This is a genomic window from Candidatus Accumulibacter contiguus (genome assembly GCF_036625285.1).
Lineage (GTDB): Bacteria > Pseudomonadota > Gammaproteobacteria > Burkholderiales > Rhodocyclaceae > Accumulibacter > Accumulibacter contiguus.
This window is the reverse complement of sequence record NZ_JAZKUC010000001.1, coordinates 3557307-3581212: the sequence shown is the minus strand read 5'-3', so window position 1 is coordinate 3581212 and position 23906 is coordinate 3557307. Positions and strand designations below refer to the sequence as shown.

The following is a 23906-nucleotide window of genomic DNA, read 5'->3' as shown; positions in this document are numbered from 1 at the left end:
ATTAGCGGGAGAGCATGATGAAAATTGACAAATTGCCGGACTTAATTCTACTTTGCCACATTTCTAAAATGGTTGAAATACAGGCTATTGAGCTACATATCTAATGCTCTACCACATAAGGAGTATGACGATGAAATCGCCAAATTTATTTATTTGGGATCGGGCGTGCGGTGGCCAGCTGCTGCGAGAATCTGACCAGCCATTTTCAGTCGTTCCGGGAGTGTTTCCGCAGTAAAACGCGAAGCACGGCCGAGCAAGCTGAACAGTACTTGCGGGGCCTTTTTCAAAGCCCTCGTGCGAACCTGGAACAGATGAGCGAGACGGTGGCGGAGACCGAGTATTACAGCCTCCACCACCTGTTGAGCGATGCTGCATGGGACTTTGAGAATGTGCGTCGGGAGACGGCGCGACAAGCGGACGAGTGGATCGGTGGGCCAGAGACGGGACTGTTGCTCGATGAGTCTGGGGTCCAAAAGAAGGGCGACCATTCAGCGGGCGTCGCCAGGCAGTACAACGGTCGCCTGGGTAAGGTCGAGAACTCGCAGGTTGGAGTGTATGCCGCCTTGGCACGAGGGTCGCAGGCGGCGATCATCGACTTCGAATTGTTCCTTCCAGAGCGTTGGGTTGAAGACGCCAAGCGTTGCCAGGAAGCGGGGATTCCGGAATCGGCACGGGTCTTTCGGACTAAGCCGCAGATGGCTGCCGAGATGGTCAAGCGGGCACGAGCCGCCGGGGTGCGCTTTGGCTTCATCGGTGCCGACGGCCTCTATGGCCACGCGACTTGGCTGCTGTTTGATTGGGACGATGCAGGTGAGGTATTCGCCACCGAGGTGCACAGCGACCAGCAGTTTTACTTTACCGATCCGGGAAAGGCGTGGGTACCGGCCTGGGAAGCCCGCGAATGGGCCGCGCGCCTGAAACGAAAGGAGTGGCACCCGGTGATCCTGCGCGACGGGGAGAAGGGTGAAGTGCGCGCGATGTTTGCCCATACCCGCGTGTGGATCAGTCATCCGAACAGCGCACAGGCCCGCCAATGGCATCTCCTGGCACGCCGCGATGGCAAGGAGGTGAAGTTCATGCTCTCCAACGCGGCGCCCGACACGCCACTTCGCGAGCTGGCACGCATGCAGGCACAGCGCCACTTCATCGAGCGCGCCTTCGAGAATGCGAAAGGTTGCTGTGGGATGGCCGACTACCAGGTACGCAAGTGGCGGGCTTGGTACAACCACATGGCGCTCGTCTGCGTTGCACTACTCTTTCTCGTCAAGGAGCGGCGGCAACACTCACCCTACGCCGAGTTACTGTCCTGTGCCGATGTCGTCGACATGCTCGTGGCGCAGCTCCCGGTGAAGATTCACGGTCGCGAAGACCTCGTGCGAATCATCGCCGAGCGTCATGCACGGCGACAAAGCGCCCGCGACAGCGCCTACCGAAGGCAGCCGCCAGCACCAAAAAATGCCATTAGAATCTGTTAATGTAGAATTAATCAATGCGGCAAGCGATGGTGAAAAAGTCTTTCCGACATTCCAACCGCTAATCCATGAGGAAGATCTGCCTTGGAATGTCGGAGAACTTATCCCAGAGCGCTTACCTGACCTGAATAGAGGCTTGATGGCGGACCACCACGTCGTCGCGCACAGCGAAGTCGTCTTCATCGACTCTGCTGTTGCCGATGTCTCGGCACTGTTGCCGGGGATTTCTCCGGCAACCGAAATCATTCGACTCGACATCCCGCAGTCTTCCCCAATGCAATACCACTCACGCATCGGTAAAAGGAGCTTGTCATGACAACCTACTCTGGAATAAATGGCGACGACCAGATTTTCGGTCTGTCTTGCAACGACACCCTTAACGGCATACCCTTACGCACAACTCATTCATCATGAACAGATCGCATGAACTCGACTCCGCGGACGAAGTCGCGGAGTCGTGCGAAGCCCAGCCAGAGGGTTTTGACGCCGGGTTCGCCGTCGCACTTGCGGCCGAGGAAGCCGCCGAGCATGGCGATCTGCCGGATCATCTCGCGGAGGTTGGGCGGGGTGCTGGGCGGCTCTTTCTCTGCCAAGAGATACGCGCCCTTCCATTCCTCCTCGCTGAACAACTCGCAGGCGGACAAGTCTGGATGAGTACGCCCGAGTCGCACGAGGTGTGCCAGGCGCCACGCCACCACCATATAAACGGCCAAGGCCAGTTCGATCTTGTCGATATGCCCCAGTTGCAGGGCTTCCACCCGACAGCCATTTTTGAGGACATTGAAAAATATTTCAATTTCCCAGCGCGCGCGATACCAGTCGATCAGTTCCGCGACCGCTTCGAGGCGGTCGGCCTCTCGATTGGTCAGCAAGCGCCATTCAATGGGCTTGACCCCTTAGCACCTATCAGTTTCAACGTTGTCTTCGGTCATGTTGATCATACACATGTTGAGGAGGTGTCGAACGTGGGCTCGGTGCAGGTGTTAGCGAATGAGATCCGTAAAGGAATGGAGGCGGTGATGCCGTGGTTGCGGAAGACGGTACTCAAGAAGTTGCCGTTGGCGGTGGCAGCGATGATCGAAGTGCGTACGCCCAATACCGCCGTTCTGGCGGCGAAGTTGCCAAGTGGAGCGCGACGATATGCGGCAACAGTGGCTACGGCGACTGCTATCGACCGAGCAGTTGCGCAGCGAGCGGGAGTTGGAGCCGTTTGCTCGGGATGCCCTGCGGATGGCCAGTAGCGGTGGGCAAACGGTGGGGATCGCGATGGATCAAACGGATCTCTCCGATCGATTTGCGATTCTCATGGTCAGTGTGCGGATAGGAGAACGGGCGTTGCCACTGGCTTGGTGGGTTGAAGAAGGCGCCGCCAACCTGGGTTTTGAACCGCAACGGGAACTCCTGGATAAAATTCGGGAGTGGCTCCCGACTGGGGCGGCGGTATTGCTGTCGGCCGACCGGTTTTACGGCACGGTGGAGTTGCTGCGGTATGTCCAGAGGATGGGATGGCAGTATCGAATTCGGCTCAAAAGCAACTTCTCCGTGGATACCGGCCAAGGCGAACTGACCACCACAGGCGAATTGGCCGCAGGGTGCCGCGAACGCTACCTGCCTCAAGTCACGCTGTTTGCGGAAGGCGTACCGACCGCAATCGGCATTTTGCAGGAGCCTGGCCACCCAGAACCCTGGATCATCGCCATGGATTGTCCGCCTACGCGAGCGCGCGTACTCGACTACGGGTTGCGCTGGGGCATTGAACCCATGTTCTCCGACCTCAAATCGCGCGGCTTCGAGTTGGCCGAAAGCCACCTGGAACAGGCGAAACGCCTGGATAAGATGCTTCTCATCATGGCCCTGGCCTTGCACTGGTGCGTCCGCGTCGGCTGGAAAGATCAACTGGAGCGCCCAACCCCCTTGGAAAAGAAAGCACAGGAGCAGACCTCGGATGATCACTGGAGCGTCCGGAAAATGCTCCGTAGCCGTCTCTCTTGGTTCACCCGCGGTTTGAGAAAGCTCTACCGACTCGTCGAAACTGGATCGCCGCTGCCTCCGTTTTGGGTGCCAACTTAAACTGATTGGTGTCAAGTGCGCCTTGCCGACAATGATCTACGCCAACTGAAACGCGCTACGGTGGCGACTGACGGAAGACGTGCTACGGAACCTGGCAGCGCGCTTGGTCAATCTATTGAAGAGGAATCCAGGATGAACAGTCAATGGTTGAATCAGAGCGTCTGGTGGCAGAACATCCAGAGTCACTCGTGTCTATTGACCCGGCGACAGGCACATGATGCGCCGTTTATGCGGACCCTATGGGCTGATCAGGCTTTCATGCACGCATTTCATCGGCTGGCGCCGCCGCTGCCTGCAGCAGACTACGATCTGGTGGCCGTCTTGAACAGGGAGTACCACAGCACGATCGATAAATCGCGGGCTTTGCATTGGATTGTAAGAACACCCTATGGCGAACCATGGGGTTTGTTGAGCTTGACGGACATATCCTTGCAGCACAAACGCGCAGAAGTCTTGCTGGGTGTTTTGCCGGGAGTTCCATTTGGTCTGACCACCGCCGCGATGTTGATGCTGTTCCAGTTCTATTTCAGAGTGATGAAATTCAACAAGCTCTATTCGCTGGTATTTGCGGACAATCGGCATTCTCTAAGAGGAACTCTGCATTTGGGGTTCAAACAGGAAGGCTTGCTTAGAAAACATACGTTTGACCCGCTGACTCGTAGTCATGTCGATGTGGTTCAAACGGGCCTGCTGGCCGATGAGGCATTTTCTCTGAGCAACACCAGGTTGATGCACCGATTGCTCAAGAATCAGACTGATGCCCGACAGGGAGCCGGGCAGGCCGGCGGTTAAGCACATGAAAAGCGACGCGCAGCGGAACTCTGAGGAGTCGCAACAGCAAGGATCCGTCTGCTAAGGTAATTTCCGCAAAACACCGTACCAAGAATCATGGCGTTAGGCTGGACTCAGGGCCAGAAAAACAAGCCGCTGCGGTCGTTGTTCGGGATCTTGATTCCCGGAAATCGCCTAAAGATCCTTGCTGCGAGTCCTCGGGTTCCTCGGATCCGCCGTGGAACCGGGCTGCTTTTTCTACATCGTCTCGACCACGATCAGCGACAGCGACGCATCGAAAATCCCCGTCAGGGTGACTCCTCCTGTGACACCGGAGGCCGGGTCGAAATAGATCGAGGTGTTGTTACCGAATGGATCCGCGGCGACAGACACGCCTGGCAGCACCTTGAACTCGGCCTCACTATAGACCGTATGATTGGTCGTGTTGACGAACACCAGCTTGTCCCTGGTGGCGTCGAAGCCGTGGATGGTCACTTCGCCATCTCCTGCTTTGGTGATTCGACCGCCCACGATCTGGAAGTCGTAGCGGAATTCTTCCGCCGCTGCGCTCGCCGTCACCGTGCCGGAGCTGAGGTCGACCACTGTGAAGGCGGAGCCGCCGCTACTCGGGACGATGAAGTTGGGGGTGCCGCTGACCGGAGCGCCACCGGCTGCCGGAAGGGTCACCCCCAGGGTGTTTGCAAACTCGGCATAGGTCTGACTGGTGGCCGTGTCGCCGGTGGGCGCGTTGGCGCCGAGCTGGAAGTAGAACTTCGACGCACCCAGGATCTGCACCTTGGCGCCGGTGGAGAGAGTCAATTGCGCGGCGTCGTTGTAGAAGCTGCTGGCGGTGAGGGTCATGCCGTCGACCCATTGGATGACGTTCGCGCCTTCGGTGTCGGTGATCTTGGCGGTAACGGTACCGGACAAGGTCATCGGGCTGATCACGTAGGTGTCGTTGCCACCGCCACCCAGATAGTTGTTGCCCGCCGAGGGAATGAAGAAGTCGTTACCGAGCGTGCCGGGGACCGTGAAGGTACTTCCGGCAACGGCCGGTGTGAGCGTTGGAGCCTGAGTGAAACCGCTGGGAACGACGTAGCCCGCGCTGCCGGGAACCGGGGTCGAGCCGGTAGGTACGGAAGCACCCAGGGTAGCGGCGAACTGGGAATAGGTCTGGGTGGTGGCGGTGTCACCGGCGGGTGCGTTGGCGCCGACCTGATAGCTGAACGCCGAGGCGCCGAGGATCTGGACGATGGCACCACTGGCGAGCGTCAGTTGCGCCGCATTGCCGTAGAAGCTGCTGGCGCTGATCGTCATGCCGTCGACGAGCTGGATGATATTGTTGCCTTCCGTGTCGGTGATCTTGGCGGTGACGGCACCGGACAGCGTATGGGGGCTGATGACGTAGGTGTCGTTGCCGCCGCCACCCAGATAGTTGTTGCCGGCGGATGGAAGGAAGAAGTCGTTGCCGAGGGTGCCGGGGACGGTGTATGAAGTGGCGGGCGGCGTGCCGCTGGCGGTGGTGAAGTCGTAGGTGCTGGTGCCGGCGTAACTGTTGCCCGCCAAGTCCTTGATGGTTCCGGCGGCGAAGGTGAGGTAGTAGTTCGTGCCGTTGGCCAGCGTGCTGGTCGGGTCGATGGTCAGCGTGCTGCCGGAGAAGGTCAGCCGGTTGCTGGTCGCGGCGTCGAAGGTCTCGATGGTGGCGCCGGCGGCGGTCTTGAGAACGAGGCTGCCGGTGCCGCGGGCGATCGCCTCGCTGAAGCTCACGACGATGTTGCTGCTGGTGTCAACACCAGTGGCGCCGTCGATTGGCGTGAGCGAGGTCACTGTGGGAGGCGCGGTGTCGGTGGCCGTTGTGAAGTCGTAGCTCGTGGTTCCGGCATAGCCATTGCCCGCCAGGTCCTTGATCGTTCCGGCGGCGAAGGTGAGGTAGTAGTTCGTGCCGTTGGCCAGCGTGCTGGTCGGGTCGATGGTCAGTGTACTGCCGGAGAGAGTCAGCCGGTTGCTGGTCGCGGCGTCGAAGGTCTCTAAAGTGGCGCCGTCGGCAGTCTTGAGAACGAGGCTGCCGGTGCCGCGGGCGATCGCCTCACTGAAGCTCACTACGATGTTGCTGGTGTCAACGCCAGTAGCGCCGTCGATTGGCGTGAGCGAGGTCACTGTGGGAGGCGCGGTGTCGGTTGCAAGGGGAACTATTTGATCAGCAAACTGGGCAAACTCTACAGCCGTTAGCGTATCGGTGCCGTCGGCTGCACTGGTGATCGTGAAACCACTGGCTGTGGAGGTGATCACATAATTGGTCCAATTACCGGCATAGACGGCGGTGTCATTGCCAGAACCTCCATCGATTAGATCGTCGCCCGCTCCGCCGGTGAGTGTATCGTTGCCTGCGTCACCGGATAAGGTGTTGGCACCGCTGTTCCCCTCGATAACATTGTCTCCACCGGTGCCGATGGCATTTGCGTCAGCTGTCCCGCTCAAGGTGACATTGCTGAACGGTGTACCAGCGAGCTTGGCCGAGAATGGGGTGACGTAGGTCGTGTTATCGGTGAGGGGAGCAACGGCGATGATTTTGAAATCGACCCTGTAGGTGAGGCCCTTTGCGAGCACGCTCGGCGGGTTGAGTACTTCGGTCCATAGGTTCAGCGAGTCGTCATTCGGATTCCGGCTGCTCGCCAGGAAGCCTTGCAGGCCGAGTTGCAGCCCATGCGGGTTGTCGATCACCAGACGAATGGTCGGACTGTCCAGATACCAGGCCGACCCCGCCCCTTTGACCAATTCCACCCACGAGCCGAGTTCCTGCGCTTGGTCAAAGAGATGATCGTCGCGAGGGGTGGCATCACTCAACGGCAGACTATGAACCTTGCCAGCCCGGTCCTCCCACAGGATCAGCGAGGCATCGAAGCTTTGCTGCGAAGAGAACATGCTCGACAGCGTTCCCGCACGCAGCACGTCGCCTGCCGTGCGTACAACACCAGTTGCCAGTTCGACATCTTGCTGAACGGCAAAGACGTTCGATACGCCGATGGTCGTAAACGCAAAAGTCGGATCCGGAAACGCTCGGGTGCTCGTGACGTTGGCAACTGATCCGAAATGGCCGGTAATAACGTCTGTATACCGGGCACCACCGCCAATCGTGATGTCTCCCCGGTCAACAGTTGGGACATAAGCAAGGTTCTCGTCGCCGGCAGCAGGTCGATACGAGAACGTCGCTGCAAATGAGGTGCCATAAGAGCCCGCTGTACCGTCCGGCTTCTGGTAGGTATCACGCAGATAAATGTTCGCCACGAGATCGACGAAGCTACCCGGGTAACCCGATCCGTTGGGTGTTCTGTCGAACACTTCAACTGCGTGATAATTTCCCAGAGGCACGCTTCCGCAATACACCGGTACTGCAGGCTCTATCACTCCCGCGAGTACTTGTGCCACCGCGGCGAAACTCTGCGGGTCGTCAAAGAACTTGGTAGAAGTTGCCATTGTGCTCTTCGCTTATCTCGTCGTTTAGCGCGGCCTTTGGCCGCAACCAGGAATGGGTGGCGCCTTAGTCGGTGCATCGCCAAAGCCCGTGCCGACTAAGTATCTGTCCAGAAATAAGTTGTACAAGTTCAAACCGATGGCCGGATGGTGTAGTTCCATTCACCATGAAACTCGGAGCGTTCTATGTGAACTTTATCGAGTTCATCATCAGTCACGTGTATGCCTTTCGCGTAGGTGTTGGTATCCATCTCCGCCTCAATTTTTAGGCCTGCTTGTGTGGTGGTGGCAGCAATCAAATTGACGATGACCTCATGGCTGACCAGAGGCTTTCCTCGCCAATTCATACTGATGTAGCTGAACATCCGATGTTCGATCTTATTCCATTTGCTAGTTCCCGGTGGAAAATGGCAGATCGAGATGCATAGGCCGGTTTGGTCGGCCAGACGCTGTAAAGCGACCTTCCATAACCGTACTCTCGCCCCATTGCTGCCACCACCATCCGCAGTCACCAACAGTTCGGTAGCCCCGGGATAACGAATTCGTCCCATCTTTTCCCACCACCGTCGTAACGTTTCCACCGCAAACTCGGCGGTGTCATGATCGACCCCAACGCTAACCCAACCGGTGTTTGCCGTTGGATCATAGACGCCATAGGGATTCACTTTGCCTAGGGTCTTGTCGATAAAGTCATGAACGCGAACCGGTTCGGGGTTTCCTTTGGGGCGCCACTCTCGGCCTCCATTTTTGAAGTCCCCGACGAGTTCCTTTTTCTTGGTATCGACTGAAACCACAGGCTGTCCCCGTCGTTGGAAATCCTCGACTCGACCGTGAATGTAACGGAATTGAGCATCCCGGTCCGGATGGACGGTGCCTTCCTTGGTCTTTTGATTTCCCTGAAGGCTATAGCCCAACTTATCCAGCAAAACCGCTACGGTCTGACGACCAATCCGGTGGCCTTGTTGTTCAAGGGCCGCCGCCAGTTGACGGGTACTCAGACAGGTCCACCGTAAAGGATTCTCAGGGTCTCCCCGGGTGGTCGGTTCCACCAATCTTTCCAGCGCCGAGAGCAATGTCGGCTCGTGCTCGATCAGCTTCTTGCGTCCACCCCCTGCTTTTCGGACGTGTCTACGAGAACCCGCCGGGTCGTCCTGGGCATGACCGCATTTTTCCGAATACAGCGTCATTCGCGATAGCCCCGTGGCTTTAGCGACGATGCTTTGTCCGCCGTAACCGAGCGCCTCGGCTTCCGCCAACGCCCACACACGACGCCCCCGCTCATCCAAAACCGTGGACACGCGCTCGAACTTCTTACGGATCGTTTCAACTAGCTCGTCATTACTCATGACGAGATCGTCGCCTACTCGTATAAGTTGTACAAGTTATTTCTGGACAGATACTAAGTTGCTGCTGTAGATCTCGAACAACTCGCTCGCCACTGTGACCGCTTCAACACGTTCTGTAGTGGCTTCTGGTAACCAATCGCCACCGACGATGCGTGTGGCGCTGAAATCGGCGGAGGCAGGGACATTGTGGGTTGCGCTGGCGAGCGGAATCTCCCTATCCCGAACGCTGCGATCGACCGAGAGGATTTGGCGCGGCATGATCTTTTTCCTTGTTTCAGAGGAACTGTAGGCAATTTCGGGCTGTGGGGCAGCATGCCACGGCTTTTCTGGCTCTGAAGTTGAGCCTTGCTCAGAGTTCTCAGCGTCACCAGTGGACTGTACGAATCACGGTTTCTCCTACATCATTTCCACCACAATCTGGGAAAGCAATGCATCAGAGATGCCCGTCAGGGTCACTCCCCCTGCGATGCCGGAGGCGGGGTCGAAATAGATCGAGGTATTGTTACCGAATGGATCCGCGGCGACAGACACGCCTGGCAGCACCTTGAACTCGGCCTCACTATAGACCGTATGATTGGTCGTATTGACGAACACCAGCTTGTCCTTGACGACGTCGAAGCCGTGGATGGTCACTTCGCCATCTCCTGCTTTGGTGATTCGACCGCCCACGATCTGGAAGTCGTAGCGGAATTCTTCCGCCGCTGCGCTCGCCGTCACCGTGCCGGAGCTGAGGTCGACCACTGTGAAGGCGGAGACGCTGCTACTCGGGACGATGAAGTTGGGGGTGCCGCTGACCGGAGCGGCACCGGCTGCCGGAAGGGTCACTCCCAGGGTGTTTGCAAACTCGGCATAGGTCTGACTGGTGGCCGTGTCGCCGGCGGGCGCGTTGGCGCCGAGCTGGAAGTGGAACTTCGACGCACCCAGGATCTGCACCTTGGCGCCGGTGGAGAGCGTCAATTGCGCGGCGTCGTGGTAGAAGCTGCTGGCGGTGAGGGTCATGCCGTCGACCCATTGGATGACGTTCGCGCCTTCGGTGTCGGTGATCTTGGCGGTAACGGCACCGGCCAAGGTCATCGGGCTGATCACGTAGGTATCGTTGCCACCGCCACCCAGATAGTTGTCGCCCGCCGAGGGAATGAAGAAGTCGTTGCCGAGCGTGCCGGGGACCGTGAAGGTACTTCCGGCAACGGCCGGGGTGAGCGTTGGAGCCTGCGTGAAACCGCTGGGAACGACGTAGCCCGCGGTGCCGGGAACCGGGGTCGAGCCGGGAGGTACGGAAGCACCCAGGGTAGCGGCGAACTGGGAATAGGTCTGGGTGGTGGCGGTGTCACCGGCGGGTGCGTTGGCGCCGACCTGATAGCGGAACGTCGAGGCGCCGAGGACCTGGACGATGGCCCCACTGGCGAGCGTCAGTTGCGCCGCATTGCCGTAGAAGCTGCTGGCGCTGATCGTCATGCCGTCGACGAGCTGGATGATATTGTTGCCTTCCGTGTCGGTGATCTTGGCGGTGACGGCACCAGACAGCGTATGGGGGCTGATGACGTAGGTGTCGTTGCCGCCACCGCCCAGATAGTTGTTGCCGGCGGATGGAAGGAAGAAGTCGTTGCCCAAGGTGCCGGGGACGGTGTATGAGATGGGAGGCGGCGAGGGTATGGTACCGGTGCTGGTGTCCCTTATCCGGATGGAAGCCGTGGCGGATGTGCCGCTGATCGAGGCGGTCAGCGTCTCGTCGCCTTCCGTCTGGGCGTCATTGGCGAGTGGTACCGTAATGGTCGCCGTATTGTTGTTCACTGTGACATTGCCAGCTAGCGCACCACCTATCAGGTCGGCCGCGGTGATGCCCGTGCCGGACAGGACATACGGCAAAACTGTACCGTTCGAGACACCCGTGGTGGCGAGCGTGAACATTGCACTCGATCCTTCATCGTAACTTGCGGCATTGGCAGCCAAGATATAGGTTGAGGTTGCAGTGTTTTCCGCAGGAGCAAAGTCCAATGTGTAGCCAGCGGCGGAAGCCGTACTCTGCTGGCTGAGTTTCAGGAAGTACTTGTCTCCTGGATCGCCTGGATAGTGGATTTCGAGAGACGTACTGCCGGTCACGGAATCGAGCAGGCTCCCGGCTGTTCCGTCGTCGTGTACCGCGAATAACTCAACGGTGACCACCTGACTACCGGGAATTTCAATGTGCACGGTGCCCGGTTGAGCCTCCTGAGTTTTCGGCGCTTCGAACTGGAACCAGTCGGGATTGGCGGGATCCACCCGTAGGCCGGCAAACCAGGCGTCCGCCGCGATCACGCCCAGGTCATGCGCCTTGCCAACGCTCTTGTTGCCATTGAGCCAGTCTTTGCCGTTGGCGACGGTTCCGGGAGCGTTCACATTGAGAGAATACTGCGAGACGCCGCCAGACCCCGTGCTCTCGATCTTGACCAGATATTCGCGCGCCGCTTGCCCGCTCAGACTGACCGTTTCATGGCCAGTGCCGGTATTCGAAGTCGGAAGGGCGGTATAGGCGGTGGTGGTCTGGTCGTAGTAGTAGAGCGAAAGCTTGAGTTTCTGCCCGTCCGCCGGATCATAGTTTACCGTCACGCCATCGCCCGTCACCGCGGCCTGCTCAATGGTGAAACGGAACCAGTCCACATCGGCAGCACTGTCGAGGCTCAGCCCGGTGAACGAATGACCATCGCCGATCAATCCATGCAGGTTGTAAGCGCGTGCGGCGACGTCGTTGGATTCCGCCCAATCTCCCTGGAAGCCGGTGCTACGGCTGGTGGGGCGGGTGAGGAAGGCATTGAGGAAGTTGCCCCAATCCGTCGCCGCCAGAAAAGCCTGGTTCTCGACCGGATAACTGGCATTCACCGTGCCGCTGCCCGGCAAATAGATGGACAGGCCCTGCGTCTGGCGATGATCGGCCGTCTGATCGATCACCACGGCCTGCAGGGAATCATAAGCTGCGCCAGCGACATCCTTGAGACTGCTGACGCTGCCGGCGACGTTTTGCAGGAACTGGCCGAGATCGCAATAAGACGGATCCTGGAAGTGCGTGGAAGCGGCGCGTGCCTGATAAATGGCGTTCCAGTTGGCCGAGTCGGTCAGCGCGACAGCGCCATCGCAAAAGGCTTTCAGCCTGCCGACAAAGCTGTCGAACTTCCCGGCATCGAGAGCGGCGAGGGTATCCTCGGGTCGGCCCTGGTTTTGTTGCTGGAAGCTGTCGACCAGACCAGCGGCCAGGGTCGACGCTGACGCCTGCGAGTCGATGCCCAGCGTCGAAAACGCCTGCGTATAGTCAAACCCGTTCCCATTCACCACCTCTTCCGAGGCAACAAGCACATCGGTGTGACTGCGCAGCGCGTATCCGACTTCCACGTTCGCCATCAGACAGGCATCGAAAGCAATCAGGTCCACGTTGTGGATGCCTGAGGCTTCAAGAGTGCTCAGTGCAGAGGCGAGTTCCGAGGTATACAGGCGAGTCGCCGACTGCGCATCTTCGTTGCCTTCGTTATCGAGATTGAAGCCACCAATGGAACCGCCGCCATGATCCCACATCACCAGCGCGTAATGGCTGGCCGGGGCGGCTGTTGCGCCCCATTGGACGAAGTCCACCAGCGTCGAGGGATTGCCAGTGTCCTTCTCGCCGATACGTTCGAAGGGCGTCGCTATGGTGTCGTCGCGGCTATCGGCGAGAATGACCGCCCGACCGGTGTCGCCCCAGGCCGCGCTGCCGCCGGTGGCGTAGGTCTCGCCCAGCGAGCTTTGATCCCAGAGGACAGCGAAATTGACCTTCCCCGGCAGCCCAGCCGTGGCCTTTTCCATCTCGTTGATGTCCGCGAAGGAGAATGGCTCCAGAGTGCTGGCGGTGACGTACACCAGGACGGTCCAGTCGTTTTGCGGTTTTGCGGTCTCGCCGCTGGTCGGTGCATCGAGATGCAGTTGGTAGGCGTTGGCGGTAGCCGTGTTTGCCCCTTTGACTTCGGCGTAGTACGTGCCGACGGCCAGTCCGTCGAGCGAAAGCGATTCGTTGCCACCAACGCCGGTGGCCATGGCCTTGGGTATGTGGTTCTGGTCGTACAGTTGCAGTTGCAGATCGCCTCGGCCCGCTTCGAACTGGATGCCGAGGCTGCTACCGGCAGTGCCCCTGGTGGTGGTGGTGAATTTGAAGTAGTCGTGGTCGGCAGCGTGGATGGTGGCGTTGATGGTGGTGACACCACTGGTGAGATCAAGGTTGAAAGCGGTTTCGAAACCGTTGTTCGGTTCCAGGCTGTCCGGAGAAAGCGAGGTGTCCGGCGCGATGATCGACAAGGTGTACTGCGGGTTGACGGCACCGTTATAACCCGAGACTTCAATCTTGTACGGGCCTGCAGCCAGGTCTTTGAGGCTGATTTCCTCGAAATTTTCAGTACCTCTGGATTCCCCTCGCACGACGGTCCCGTTCTGATCGTAGAGAACCATATCCAGATCGCCGGAAGCATTGTCGAAGTCGATCCGGACCCTGTCACCTTCATGGCCAACACCCCTGGTATTGAAGCTGAACCAGTCTCGATCGCTAGTGGTATCGATAGACAGGCCGGTCAGAACCCGTCCACCTTCAACATCGCGCAGGTCATAGGCCGTGGCGGCGGTATCGTTGCCTGCGCTGCCTTCTGCCCAATCACCAGCCGCGTCGCCCTGGGGCGGCGCGCTGAGTTCCAGGCTGTAGTTGGGGTTGGTCGCGCCTTCGACGCCGGTGACCCGAACGTAATAGCTCCCCTTCGCGAGACCCGCCAGGCTGACCTGCTCGCTGTCGCCGTTGCCGTCGGCGAGTTCGATCAGGTGTCTTTGGTATTGGGCTTCGGTGGTATTGGTGGTCGGATCGAAAGCTTCGAAAAGTTCCAGTTTCAGACTACCTTGGGTGTGATCGAGACGGATACCGACGAACTGCCCGTCAGCGCCGTCGCGGCTGAGTTCGAACTTGAACCAGTCCTGGTCGCCAGGCGCATCTATTGAAAGGTTCGGCATGGCCAAACTGGCTGTCTCCGCGCGCCCCAGATTTCCCAAACCTCCATAGGCCATCGGGTTGACACTGCCTAGAATATAGTTCCCGTTGCCACCATAGTAAGTCGGGGTGAAGCTACCCTGCGAATAATTCCCAGAACCACCGTAATTCAATGGACTGGGCAGGGAGGTATTCCAATAAGAAGAAGTTGGTAAGAAGAAGTTACTTGGACGTCCATAATTACTATAGTAAGTCGGGGTGAAGCTACCCTGCGAATAATTCCCAGAACCACCGTAATTCGATGGGCTGGGCAGGGAGGTATTCCAGTAGGATGAACTCGGCGAGAGGAAAGAACTAGATGTGTTGCCAAAGCTCAAATTGCTACCATTATAACTTGGACGTGCTGTTCCGCCATGGTAAAAAAAATCGTTTCCAAAGTTACTAAGGTTTTGTCCCTGGTCTAATAAAGACCAAGTACGGCTAAAATCAAAATCCGACGAAGCATTCTGACCAAACTGTTGCGAAATAATCGAGGTGGGAACATTTGCCTGATGATAAGCCTGATTATATGAGTATTGGGCGCTCAGATTTAAAGCAGGAATAGTAGACAAAATGCCAGTCCATCCAGGAGGGTATGTATAGGGGGGGGAGGAGCGCGTCTGCGAGCTCGCCACGCTCATATCTGTGGCATTCCGCAAATCGTAGGCGTCGATTGGGCGATTGTTGTCTTCTGCAGCATCGGATGTCGGCGCCGACGTGCCAGTCACGGCCAGGTTATATTCCGGATTCGTCGCCCCGTCGTTTCCCGTAACCTTGGCGAAATAAGTCCCCTTGGCTTTCCCCGCCAGGGAAATCTCCTCGAAGTTTTCCGACGTCGTCGAACTGGCCAAACGGCTGCCGCTGGCGTCGTAGAGTTCCAGGCTGAGATCGCCTTCCCATTTGTCGAAGTCGATGCGGACCTTGTCGCCGGCCGTGGCATCCTTGTCGAGGGTGAACTTGAACCAATCCTGGTCGCCGGCCGGACTGATCGACAATCCCCCCACCTGCAAGGTGCCGGAAACCGAGCGAAGGTCGTAGGCTTTTTGCCGGGTGTCGTTGCCGTCGTTGCCCTCGGCGAAATCTGGCTTCAGCGTCTGCGGAGTGTCGAAATCCAGGGAATAGCTCGGACTTGTGGTGCTGCCGGTGGCTCCGTAAATCTTGACGAAGTATTGGTATTCGTCGGTGGGCCGGTTTTCCAGGGAAATGGCTTCCCGGTCGCTGTCGGACAACGATTCTCCCAACTTCTCGCCGTTCTTGTCGAACAGTTGAAGCTGCAAATCGCCCTGCGTGTGATCGAATTGAATGCTCACCGAATGACCGGGGCCGCCCATTCCGACGGTGGAGAAACTGAACCAGTCCACATCGCCGGCGTGATCCAAGGAAAGCCCGGAAAAGGCTTGAGTCCCCTCGACGGTCTGCAAGGCTTTGGCTGCCGCCCGCGTATCGTTGCCTTCGGCCCAGTCCGCGGGATTGTTGTCCGGGGCGTTGATCGAAAGCTGATAACTCGGATTGGCCGCGCCATGGTAACCCGCCACCTTGACCAGATAGCTTCCCGCGGGCAACGATGCGCCGCTGGCATCGGCCAGCTTGATCTGCTCGACGTTGTCGGTGGTTTCCGCCTTGCCCAACAGTGTCGCGCCGCTCGAGTCGTAGAGATACAAATCCAGGTCACCCTGAGTCTGGTCGAACTGAATCCGCACGAAGTCACTGGCATCCGTTTTCAGCGTGGTGAACCTGAACCAGTCCACGTCGGAGGCTTGATGCAAAGAGAGCGGGGCCCAAGTCTGCAAACCCTCCACATTGCGGAGGTTATAGGCGCTTGCAACGGTATTGTTGCCCGAGGTTCCTTCGGCCCAATCACCCTGGGTGTCCTTGGGCGGGTCGATGAACAGGGTGTAGTCGGGGTTGGCAGCTTCCTGGTAACCGTAGACCTTGAGATAATAATCCCCGGCTGTCTTGCCGTTGAGGGAGATGCTCTCCAGGCCGGTGACGCCAGTGGAACTGTCCAGCAAGGTCGTCCTGTCGGCAGCATAGAGGGCGATATCCAGGTCTCCCTGGCCGTGATTGAAACTGATGCCGACCGCGTCGCCGGATTCGCCGGTTGCACCGATATGGAACTTGAACCAATCCACATCGGACGCCTGAATGGACAGGTTGCCCTGACTGTAAGGACTGCTGACGTCGCCCAGGTCCTTGGCATGCACTGCGTCGTTGTTGCCTTCCGCCCAGTCACCGCCAGTCTGGGTGAACGGCGCCTGAACCGACAGTGCATAGGCGGAGTTGGTCGCCCCGTTGTAGCCCTTGACTTCCAGATAGTAGGTCGCGGCCTTCAGGTCCTTCAGGTCAATGGCGTGCAGATTGGCGACGCCTTCCGATTTTCCGATGAGTTGGTTGGAGGCGTCATAGAGATATAAATCGAGATCGCCCGCCGTGTGATCCAGACTGATTTGCGCAAAATCGCCGCTGCGTCCAGCCGTCGCCAGAGTGAACTTGAACCAATCGACATCGGTTTGGCTATTGATCGACAGCGGGCGCGCCGCATCGATGCCGAGTTGAACCAGGTCGGAACCGGGATGGGTCAGCGAGTTCAGTTCGGTCGCCTGTGTGCGATTGTTGTTGGGTTCTGCCCAATCCTGGCTGTTGGCTACAGGGGCAGCGATAGTGAGCGAATAAGCGGGGTTTTTCGCATTGTTGTAACCGTAAACCTGAATCTTGTAATCGCCTGGGTTTAGCCCATCGAGAGAAATCTGTTCGTGGTCACCGACGCCAGATGAAGTACGTCCGGAGATGGTATTCCCAGCGCTGTTGCATAGCTTCAGATCCAGATCGCCGAGCGCATGCGAGAAATCAATCCGGACAAAATCGTTGTTGGTGCCCTTGCCCGGCAGGCTGAACTTGAACCAGTCGGCGTCGTCGATCGACAGATTATTCCAGGTCTGCTGCGCCGTCGCACGGGTGAGCGTTTTCGCGTCGTCTTGGCGGTCGTTGTCCTCATAGGAGTCATTGCCGGGAGCATTGATGGCCAGGGTGTAATCGGGATTGGTCGCGCCCTGATACCCCGCCACATGGATGTAATAAGTGCCTTGAGTCAAACCGTTCAGATCGATTCTTTCCATATCCCGGAAACCGGTCGACTGGAGCACAGGAGTTGTTCCGCTTTCCCGATAAAGCTTCAGGTCCAGATCACCCTTGGTGGTATCAAATGTGGCGGCAACATAATTCCCGTAACTTCCGGTGCCGTTCAATTGAAACTTGAACCAGTCCTGATCGCCCGAAGTGATGGATAGCTTTTCCCATGCATAAAACCCCGCACTCTGAAGCCAGCCGTACTGAGGAGCGCCAAGATTTGTTGCAGTGGCACGGGTATTATTGCTGGCGACGCTATCGAAAGAGTCGGTTCTAATGTTGCTATTGGTACCAGGCGCATTGATCGTCAGGCTGTAATCGCTGGTGCTCTGATTATACCCATACACCTTCAAATAATAATAGGTTCCAGCGGTCAGCCCGGACAGCGCAATGGCTTCCACACCTTCGATTCCGATTGAATAATCGATCAACTGGTTTGCGGAATTATACAGTTCGATATCCAGATCTTCCTGCAAACCGTCGAAATCAATCTGGAGATAATTCTGGTTTGACCCTTGTCCGGAAAGCTGGAATTTGAACCAGTCGACATCAGAAGCACGATCGATAGACAAATCGGTTTCTTGCCGGAATCCACTGACCTCCCCCAAATTTGTGGCCGTATTCCGGGTGTTATTGCTCGCGGTGGCATCATAGTGATCAGGTGTGGGTGCTTGTGGCAGGTAGAAAAGCAGATCGTAGGATGAGGTGACGTTCCCTTCATAACTTCCGGCTCGCAAATAGTACGTTCCCGGCTGCAGTCCGGCCAAGGGAATTGCATTCCAGTCGTATCCTGTGGCGTCCCAGTAGGTCGTATAAATGATATTCCCGGAGCTGTCTTCGAGTTCGAGATCGATATCGCCGGTACCGGTGACAAGGCTCAGGATAATGTCAGTATTCGTCGCGACGCGGGTGGTCGTAAGTTTGAAGACGTCGACATCGCCAGTGGTGGAGCCCGGCCGGTCGATGGATAGATCGGAAAAATAGTAGCCAATGCCAGGCAGCGATACCCCTCTGTTAACGGGCGTCGCAGTCGGACGTGTATCGTTGCCTTCGAAGTGGTCCTTGGGAATTTGCGGCGCATTGATTTCGAGTGTGTAGTAGGCATTGCTCCAACCCAGGTAATCGCCGGAATAGTAATCAAATACCGTTGCTGTGTAGGTGCCGGCCGGAACATCTGCCAGCGATATAGTCTCCAGGTTCCCATTGGTCGGATCATCGTCGTAATCCGCTTCGATAAAAACACCATATTGATCGTACAAGCGAAGCACCAGATCGACGTAGGTGGAACTCGACGAGACGCGGACATAGTCGCCGGATCCACCAGTAAGGACGGTGGAGAAGTCCCAATTGTCGCTGGGGTCGCCATAGTATATGAAGTCGGTCAGATAGCCATAACCCTGCCTGGAACCCAGATTGGAGGTCGATTGTTCGAGAAGCACGGATTGGCTATCGAGCAAGAGTGCAACCCTGTCGTCTTCGGCCCGCATTCGTTCCAAGTCGGAAGCAGTCAGCACCTGGTTTCGGACGAGAGCCGAAAAAAACTCCCCTTCGTCGCCCGGTGAATCGGCAGCATTCAGGCGCACGTCCAGCGCGTGCCCCAATTCCTCAAGCAGGACAGATGTGATCGCTTCGGGCTTATCGGCGTTTTCAGAGAGAAATTCTCTCGCCAGATAAATCGTGTCGGTTGCCGCCGCATAAGCGCCTTGGGCGCGATTGATTTCCACTTCTGGGCAGATTTCCAGCCTTGGCCAGGAGATGAAATCCGGCTCGGCGAAGCCCTGAACAAGCATTCTTGCCCGCAAGGGGTCGACGCCGTTTCCGAAAACCTGGTGGATATCGTTTTCGAAATCGGGATTGAGCAGGAATTGGCGGAGGGTGCTCTGAGCCAGGGTCAGGTAAACTCCTAGGTCCGTCGCTTGGCTGTTTGCTGTTGGCCGGCGCCCGGCAGCGCTGCCGGCTACGGGGTCGCCGCCAGGTGCCTCGACGATCGGGCTGGCCAGACCATCACCGTGAATGTCGTCGTCGACAATGACACCGCTCAAGTCACCGGCGCTATCGCCGTTGATAACGAAGCCGCCGGTCGCGGCGGCGGTACTCGAGAGTTTGATGGCAGGCATGACGCAGATCCAAAGTTCGTTGATTGGGCTGAGGAAACCCAGCCACCCTCCCGGACTTCAGGTTAGGGTCTGAAGCTTTGCGTCTGGAGCTTACACTCCATTTGCCTTGATCTCACCAAAAATGTACCATCGCTATCAGGGTCTTCTGTTGACCTGGATCAGCAATTCTCATTTTTTGGCTGAATTCCCGGCGGCTACGCCGGAACGGGTGGAGAACGTAACCGTGACACTGTTGGCGAATTCTTGACCATCCTTCAGGCGGCCAGAGCGGGTGCCTTGAGGGAGGTGAACCGCGAGCATCGGGTGGGTGCCACTGGAACCCCATTCCACCAGTCGGTAGTTAGTGTTTGGTGGAAAACCAGAAAACACACGCTTTATCAGTATGTTACAATACGCGATGACGAGCGAAGATGGCAATGCCAGAGCAATATACTTTTGGGTTGAATTCGTAGATGTCTGATTATTAGCTGATATTCTGGTGGTGATTGCTGTGGAAGGCGACTTTCCTCCACCGCTTGGGGTTTTGTGGGACGAACTTCAGTCGAAGGAAAGAGCGATGCGGGAAGTCATGAAGCGGCAAGCGAGTTTGGGCGAGTTTCCGATCGAAGCCATCGTGCTCGATCCCAAATCGCGGGACGACATCCCGAAACTGCTCGTCGGGCTGCAGCACATTTATACGCATCGCGAACTGCGAGACGAAGTCTTTGCGATCCTCGAGGAAGTGCTTCCCTGCCATGCTGATGGCAAGCTGGCCAGCAGTGCACTGGGGCGACCCGGCATGGAGCAGTGGAAGATCCTGGTGCTGGGCGTCGTGCGTCTCGGGCTTGACGCGGACTACGACCGGTTACAGGAACTCGCCAATCAGCACAAGACGTTGCGCCAAATGTTGGGGCATGCCGACTGGTACGATCCGCACAGGTACGAATTACAGACCCTGAAAGACAACCTGCGACTGTTTGCGGGTCGTGAGCTTCGACAAGGGCTTTCACAGTCCGTCGAATCGATCGTGTCTCGAAGCGCGACTGGACTTGGTCGCCCTCCCCAAAAAAGGCCGCCACTCGGCCGCTGATGATGCGAGGGAAACGGCACCGGAATTTGTCCAGGCGCGGCATAAGCATTCCGCGGTGGAATCCGCGATCAATGGCCTGGAGCATTTCGGGCTCGATCTGTGCCCGGATCACGGAATCGTCGGCTTCAAACGCTACGTGGCGCTGGCTGTCCTGGCGCGCCACATCCATCGCCTGGGGGGTGTGGTTCGCGAGCAGACTGCCCGTACAAAAGCCCTGGTGCCCGAGCCGCAAACCCGAGCCGCCTGACACCGCTGACGAGGGTCAAACGAACGATGCGGCGCTCCGCTCGACCATCGATAATGCCATATGCATCCTTTTGGCGGTCAAGCTCGATTCGCGCGCAAAGTCGAACGCGATCAATGATATCTCGCGGCGCTCAGCCACGTTCCGGAGGCGCGAGACCCCCACTTTTTTGCCAAAACGGGGATTTTCTGCCAGGCACTAATTAGTGTCTGAACGGAAATTCCAAGAGCCTTGCCGCGCAAGGCTTTGAGTGGGTTTTTCAGAAACGAATATTTTATGCACTAGAGATATTTGGGGTTAAACGGCTCAAACTTTGTCATATTTATGCATATGAACTTCAAATGCCAAAATCTTCGTTTTGTAAAGTAGCACCTAAGCATTTGTAGTAAAGGCGTTTTTAGACTTTTCGTTCAGACACTAATTAAGAAACGGACCCTCACTGCGGGTTCTGACACGGGATATGCCTCCGTCAGTGTCTGCTAGTCAGCTATCGGCTCTATATGTGTCGGCACCGCAGAACGATGCCATCAAATTGGCTGCGTGATCGCAGAGAAACCGTGGCTCAAAAGAGCCGCACCCATCCTGAAACTGGACGCATCGCAGCATCCGGGAGAGCAGGTGATCTGAGTCTAACCCTCGGCAACCCGCCTGCTGATGTGTTCCAGGGCTTCCTCGATCTGATCGATCAGGATCAGGCAAAGATCTCCCGCCTGCACTTCGGCCAGAGCGCTGTCGATGGCGAGGAACTCGCCACGAATTTCCCTGACCTCGGAGGTTCGCCGGGCATTTTTCAGACCCTCCTGCAGTAGTGCCAGCACCTCTCCATCCGCTCGACCACGCTGGCACTGGTCCTGATAAAGCAGAACCCGATCGAAGGCATCGCCAAGAATCTCGGTCTGCTGGCGGAGGTCTTCATCGCGCCGGTCACCTGCACCGCTGATGACCACCGAACGTTTGCTGCCCGGCGGCGAAGGCAGGTTGTCGATGGCGTCGACCAGTGCCTGCATGGCGTCCGGGTTGTGGCCATAGTCGGCAATCAGCGTTGCACCGCGATAGCTGAAGAGATTGAAGCGTCCAGGCGCCGTTCTTGTATCGTTGACGAAGCTGCCGAGGCCACGCTGAATCGTTGGCCAATCGAGCCCCAGAGCCCAGGCCGCGGCCACCGCCGCCATTGCGTTTTCGACCTGGAAACCGATGGCGCCGTTTTGCGTGAGCGGGATCTCGGCCAGGGCGATGCGGTGTTCGACACCGCCGCCGGAAGCGACGATCGAATTGCCGTCGCGATAGACGACGCGCTTGCGTTGCGCGCGGTGCATGGCCATCACCGGATGATTCCGGTCACCGGCGAAGAAGGTGACGTTGCCGGGGCACGAATCGGCCATCCGGGCAACCATCGGATCGGCGGCGTTGAGCACCGCGACGCCGGTTCCCGGTCTGACGTTCTGGACGATCACGCGCTTGACCACCGACAGGTCTTCGACGGTGCTGATATACGAAAGCCCGAGGTGGTCGCCGAGACCGATGTTGGTGACCACGGCTACGTCGCAACGGTCGAAACCGAGTCCCTCCCGCAGCACTCCGCCGCGCGCCGTTTCGAGGACGGCGGCGTCGACGTCGGGGTGGAGCAGGACATTCTTGGCGCTCTTCGGGCCGCTGCAGTCACCGGTATCGATACGCCGGCCCTGGACATAGACGCCGTCGGTAGTGGTCATGCCGACACGCAGACCCTGCTGACCCAGGATGTGGGCGATCAAGCGGACGGTGGTGGTCTTGCCATTCGTTCCCGCGACGGCAACCAGTGGAATGCGTGCATCGTCGCCGGCGGCAAACATATTGGCGATGATTGCTTCGCCGACCGGCCGACCCTTGCCGAACGAGGGCTGCAGATGCATGCGCAGTCCCGGTGCGGCGTTGATTTCGACGATGCCGCCGCCCTGGACTTCGAGCGGGCGCAGGACGCTGTCACAGACGACGTCGACGCCGGCGATATCGAGGCCGATGGTTTGTGCGGCAGCGATCGCCTGCGCGGCAAACTCGGGATGAACGTCGGCGGTGACATCGGTTGCCGTACCACCGGTCGAGAGATTTGCATTGTCGCGCAGGACGATGCGCTGGCCCCTGGCGGGGATCGATTCCGGAGTCAGTTGCGCATTGGCCAGGCGGGCCAGAGCCACCTCATCGAGGCGGATTTTGGTCAGTGAGGTGGCGTGCCCTTCGCCGCGGCGCGGGTCGCTGTTCACCCGTTCGACCAACTGGCGAATGTTGTGCACCCCGTCACCGATGACCAGCGGGGGATCGCGTCGGGCGGCGGCGATCAACTTGTCCCCCACCACCAGCAGGCGGTAATCGTGGCCTGGAAGGTAACGTTCGACGAGAACTTCGTCGCTCACTTCGGATGCGATCACGTAGGCAGCTTCAATCTGTTCGCGGGTGCTGAGATTGACTGCGACACCCTTGCCCTGGTTGCCGTCCTGCGGCTTGACGACGACCGGGGCGCCAATCTCGCAGGCGGCCGCCCAGGCGTCCTCGGCGCTCAGCACCGGCCGGCCGACGGGAACCGGGACGCCGGCAGCGTGCAGCAGTTCCTTGCTCAGTTCCTTGTCCTGGGCGATCGATTCAGCAACGGCGCTGGTGCGGTCGGTTTCTGCCGCCTGAATGCGCCGCTGCCGGCTGCCCCAGCCAAATTGCACCATGCTGCCTTCGGTCAGGCGGCGGTAGGGGATGTTGCGCGCCATTGCGGCATAAACGATCGCACCGGTGCTGGGGCCCAGGCGGACGTCCTCGTCGAGTTCGCGCAAGCGATCGAGCGCTTCGGTGAGGTCGAAAGGCGTGGCCGTGACCGCTGCCTTGCAGAGATCCTGCGCGAGTTCGAATGCCAGGCGGCCAACGGCCTCTTCGCTGTATTCGACGACGACCTGGTAGATGCCCGGTTCCAGGGTCTGCGCACTGCGGCTGAATGTCACCGGGCAGCCGGCCTGTGCCTGCAGGCCAAGCGCCGCGAACTCCAGGGCCTGTGCCATCGATATCGCCTCATCATGACCTGCCGGCCCGAGCATCGCCAGTTCGGGGAAGCGTTCGCGCAGACGGGTCTCGAAACCCGGCATCTGGTCGATGCTGCGCTCCTCTTCCTCGCAGTAGACAATCGCTTCAATCGCCGTGTGCCGGCTCCAGAGATTGGGACCGCGCAGAGCGCGGATACGCGATACTTCCAT

At 58.2% G+C, this 23906-nt stretch carries 10 protein-coding genes, 2 pseudogenes and 1 riboswitch; of the genes and pseudogenes, 6 read left to right on the top strand and 6 right to left on the bottom strand.

Annotated features, from left to right (window positions below; all coding sequences use genetic code 11):
- Positions 1-170: 170 nt before the first annotated feature.
- Entirely contained in the window at positions 171-1475 is a 1305-nt protein-coding gene (locus V5B59_RS16895; protein WP_246149239.1) for an IS701 family transposase, read from the top strand.
- Positions 1456-1788, top strand: a complete 333-nt coding sequence (locus V5B59_RS16890) for a hypothetical protein (RefSeq protein WP_332352055.1) — start codon at positions 1456-1458, stop codon at positions 1786-1788. Before V5B59_RS16895 ends, V5B59_RS16890 begins: the two co-directional genes overlap by 20 nt.
- Positions 1789-1873: 85 nt before the next feature.
- Here the strand turns inward: V5B59_RS16890 and V5B59_RS16885 are convergent.
- A pseudogene (locus V5B59_RS16885) lies at positions 1874-2368 on the bottom strand (IS4 family transposase); the annotation flags it as partial.
- Between the two features lie 229 nt (positions 2369-2597).
- On the opposite strand from V5B59_RS16885, the gene V5B59_RS16880 reads away from it, so the two are divergent.
- Both V5B59_RS16880 and V5B59_RS16875 read left to right on the top strand, forming a co-directional pair.
- Positions 2598-3542 carry a transposase gene (locus V5B59_RS16880; protein ID WP_332352054.1) on the top strand — a complete coding sequence of 315 codons (945 nt, stop codon included), beginning with the start codon at positions 2598-2600 and terminating at the stop codon, positions 3540-3542.
- A gap of 132 nt (positions 3543-3674) precedes the next feature.
- The gene (locus V5B59_RS16875) at positions 3675-4334 is read left to right on the top strand and encodes a GNAT family N-acetyltransferase (protein WP_332352053.1); all 660 of its coding nucleotides are present in this window, start codon (positions 3675-3677) and stop codon (positions 4332-4334) included.
- Positions 4335-4571: 237 nt separating this feature from the next.
- Here V5B59_RS16875 and V5B59_RS16870 read toward each other — a convergent pair whose 3' ends face one another.
- The 4 genes from V5B59_RS16870 to V5B59_RS16855 form a co-directional block, all read right to left on the bottom strand.
- Positions 4572-7787 (bottom strand): Ig-like domain-containing protein, encoded by a 3216-nt coding sequence (locus V5B59_RS16870; protein ID WP_332352052.1) that lies wholly within the window; start codon positions 7785-7787, stop codon positions 4572-4574.
- Positions 7788-7915: 128 nt separating this feature from the next.
- On the bottom strand, positions 7916-9130 hold the full coding sequence (locus V5B59_RS16865; protein ID WP_332351424.1) for an ISAzo13 family transposase: 1215 nt from the start codon (positions 9128-9130) through the stop codon (positions 7916-7918).
- A gap of 36 nt (positions 9131-9166) precedes the next feature.
- Positions 9167-9388 carry a hypothetical protein gene (locus tag V5B59_RS16860; RefSeq protein WP_169070441.1) on the bottom strand — a complete coding sequence of 74 codons (222 nt, stop codon included), beginning with the start codon at positions 9386-9388 and terminating at the stop codon, positions 9167-9169.
- Positions 9389-9526: 138 nt separating this feature from the next.
- A complete protein-coding gene (locus tag V5B59_RS16855; RefSeq protein WP_332352051.1) occupies positions 9527-19381 on the bottom strand; it encodes a pre-peptidase C-terminal domain-containing protein in 9855 nt (3284 codons plus the stop codon).
- A gap of 29 nt (positions 19382-19410) precedes the next feature.
- A riboswitch (cyclic di-GMP riboswitch) is annotated at positions 19411-19497 on the bottom strand.
- 440 nt (positions 19498-19937) lie between these two features.
- Here V5B59_RS16855 and V5B59_RS26290 point away from each other — a divergent pair.
- Together V5B59_RS26290 and V5B59_RS26285 are read left to right on the top strand one after the other, a co-directional pair.
- Positions 19938-20339, top strand: a pseudogene (locus V5B59_RS26290) (ISNCY family transposase); the annotation flags it as partial.
- A gap of 166 nt (positions 20340-20505) precedes the next feature.
- Positions 20506-20697 (top strand): hypothetical protein, encoded by a 192-nt coding sequence (locus V5B59_RS26285; RefSeq protein WP_408612939.1) that lies wholly within the window; start codon positions 20506-20508, stop codon positions 20695-20697.
- A gap of 626 nt (positions 20698-21323) precedes the next feature.
- On the opposite strand, the gene cphA is transcribed toward V5B59_RS26285, so the two are convergent.
- Positions 21324-23906, bottom strand: a complete 2583-nt coding sequence (gene cphA, locus V5B59_RS16845) for a cyanophycin synthetase (protein ID WP_169070444.1) — start codon at positions 23904-23906, stop codon at positions 21324-21326.

What these genes read in the sequence shown, in the direction of transcription:
- V5B59_RS16860 (WP_169070441.1), bottom strand. Translation starts at nt 9,388, where the DNA reads ATGCCGCGCCAAATCCTCTCGGTCGATCGCAGCGTTCGGGATAGGGAG.
- V5B59_RS16890 (WP_332352055.1), top strand. Translation starts at nt 1,456, where the DNA reads ATGCCATTAGAATCTGTTAATGTAGAATTAATCAATGCGGCAAGCGAT.
- cphA (WP_169070444.1), bottom strand. Translation starts at nt 23,906, where the DNA reads ATGGAAGTATCGCGTATCCGCGCTCTGCGCGGTCCCAATCTCTGGAGC.
- V5B59_RS16855 (WP_332352051.1), bottom strand. Translation starts at nt 19,381, where the DNA reads ATGCCTGCCATCAAACTCTCGAGTACCGCCGCCGCGACCGGCGGCTTC.
- V5B59_RS16865 (WP_332351424.1), bottom strand. Translation starts at nt 9,130, where the DNA reads ATGAGTAATGACGAGCTAGTTGAAACGATCCGTAAGAAGTTCGAGCGC.
- V5B59_RS16870 (WP_332352052.1), bottom strand. Translation starts at nt 7,787, where the DNA reads ATGGCAACTTCTACCAAGTTCTTTGACGACCCGCAGAGTTTCGCCGCG.
- V5B59_RS16875 (WP_332352053.1), top strand. Translation starts at nt 3,675, where the DNA reads ATGAACAGTCAATGGTTGAATCAGAGCGTCTGGTGGCAGAACATCCAG.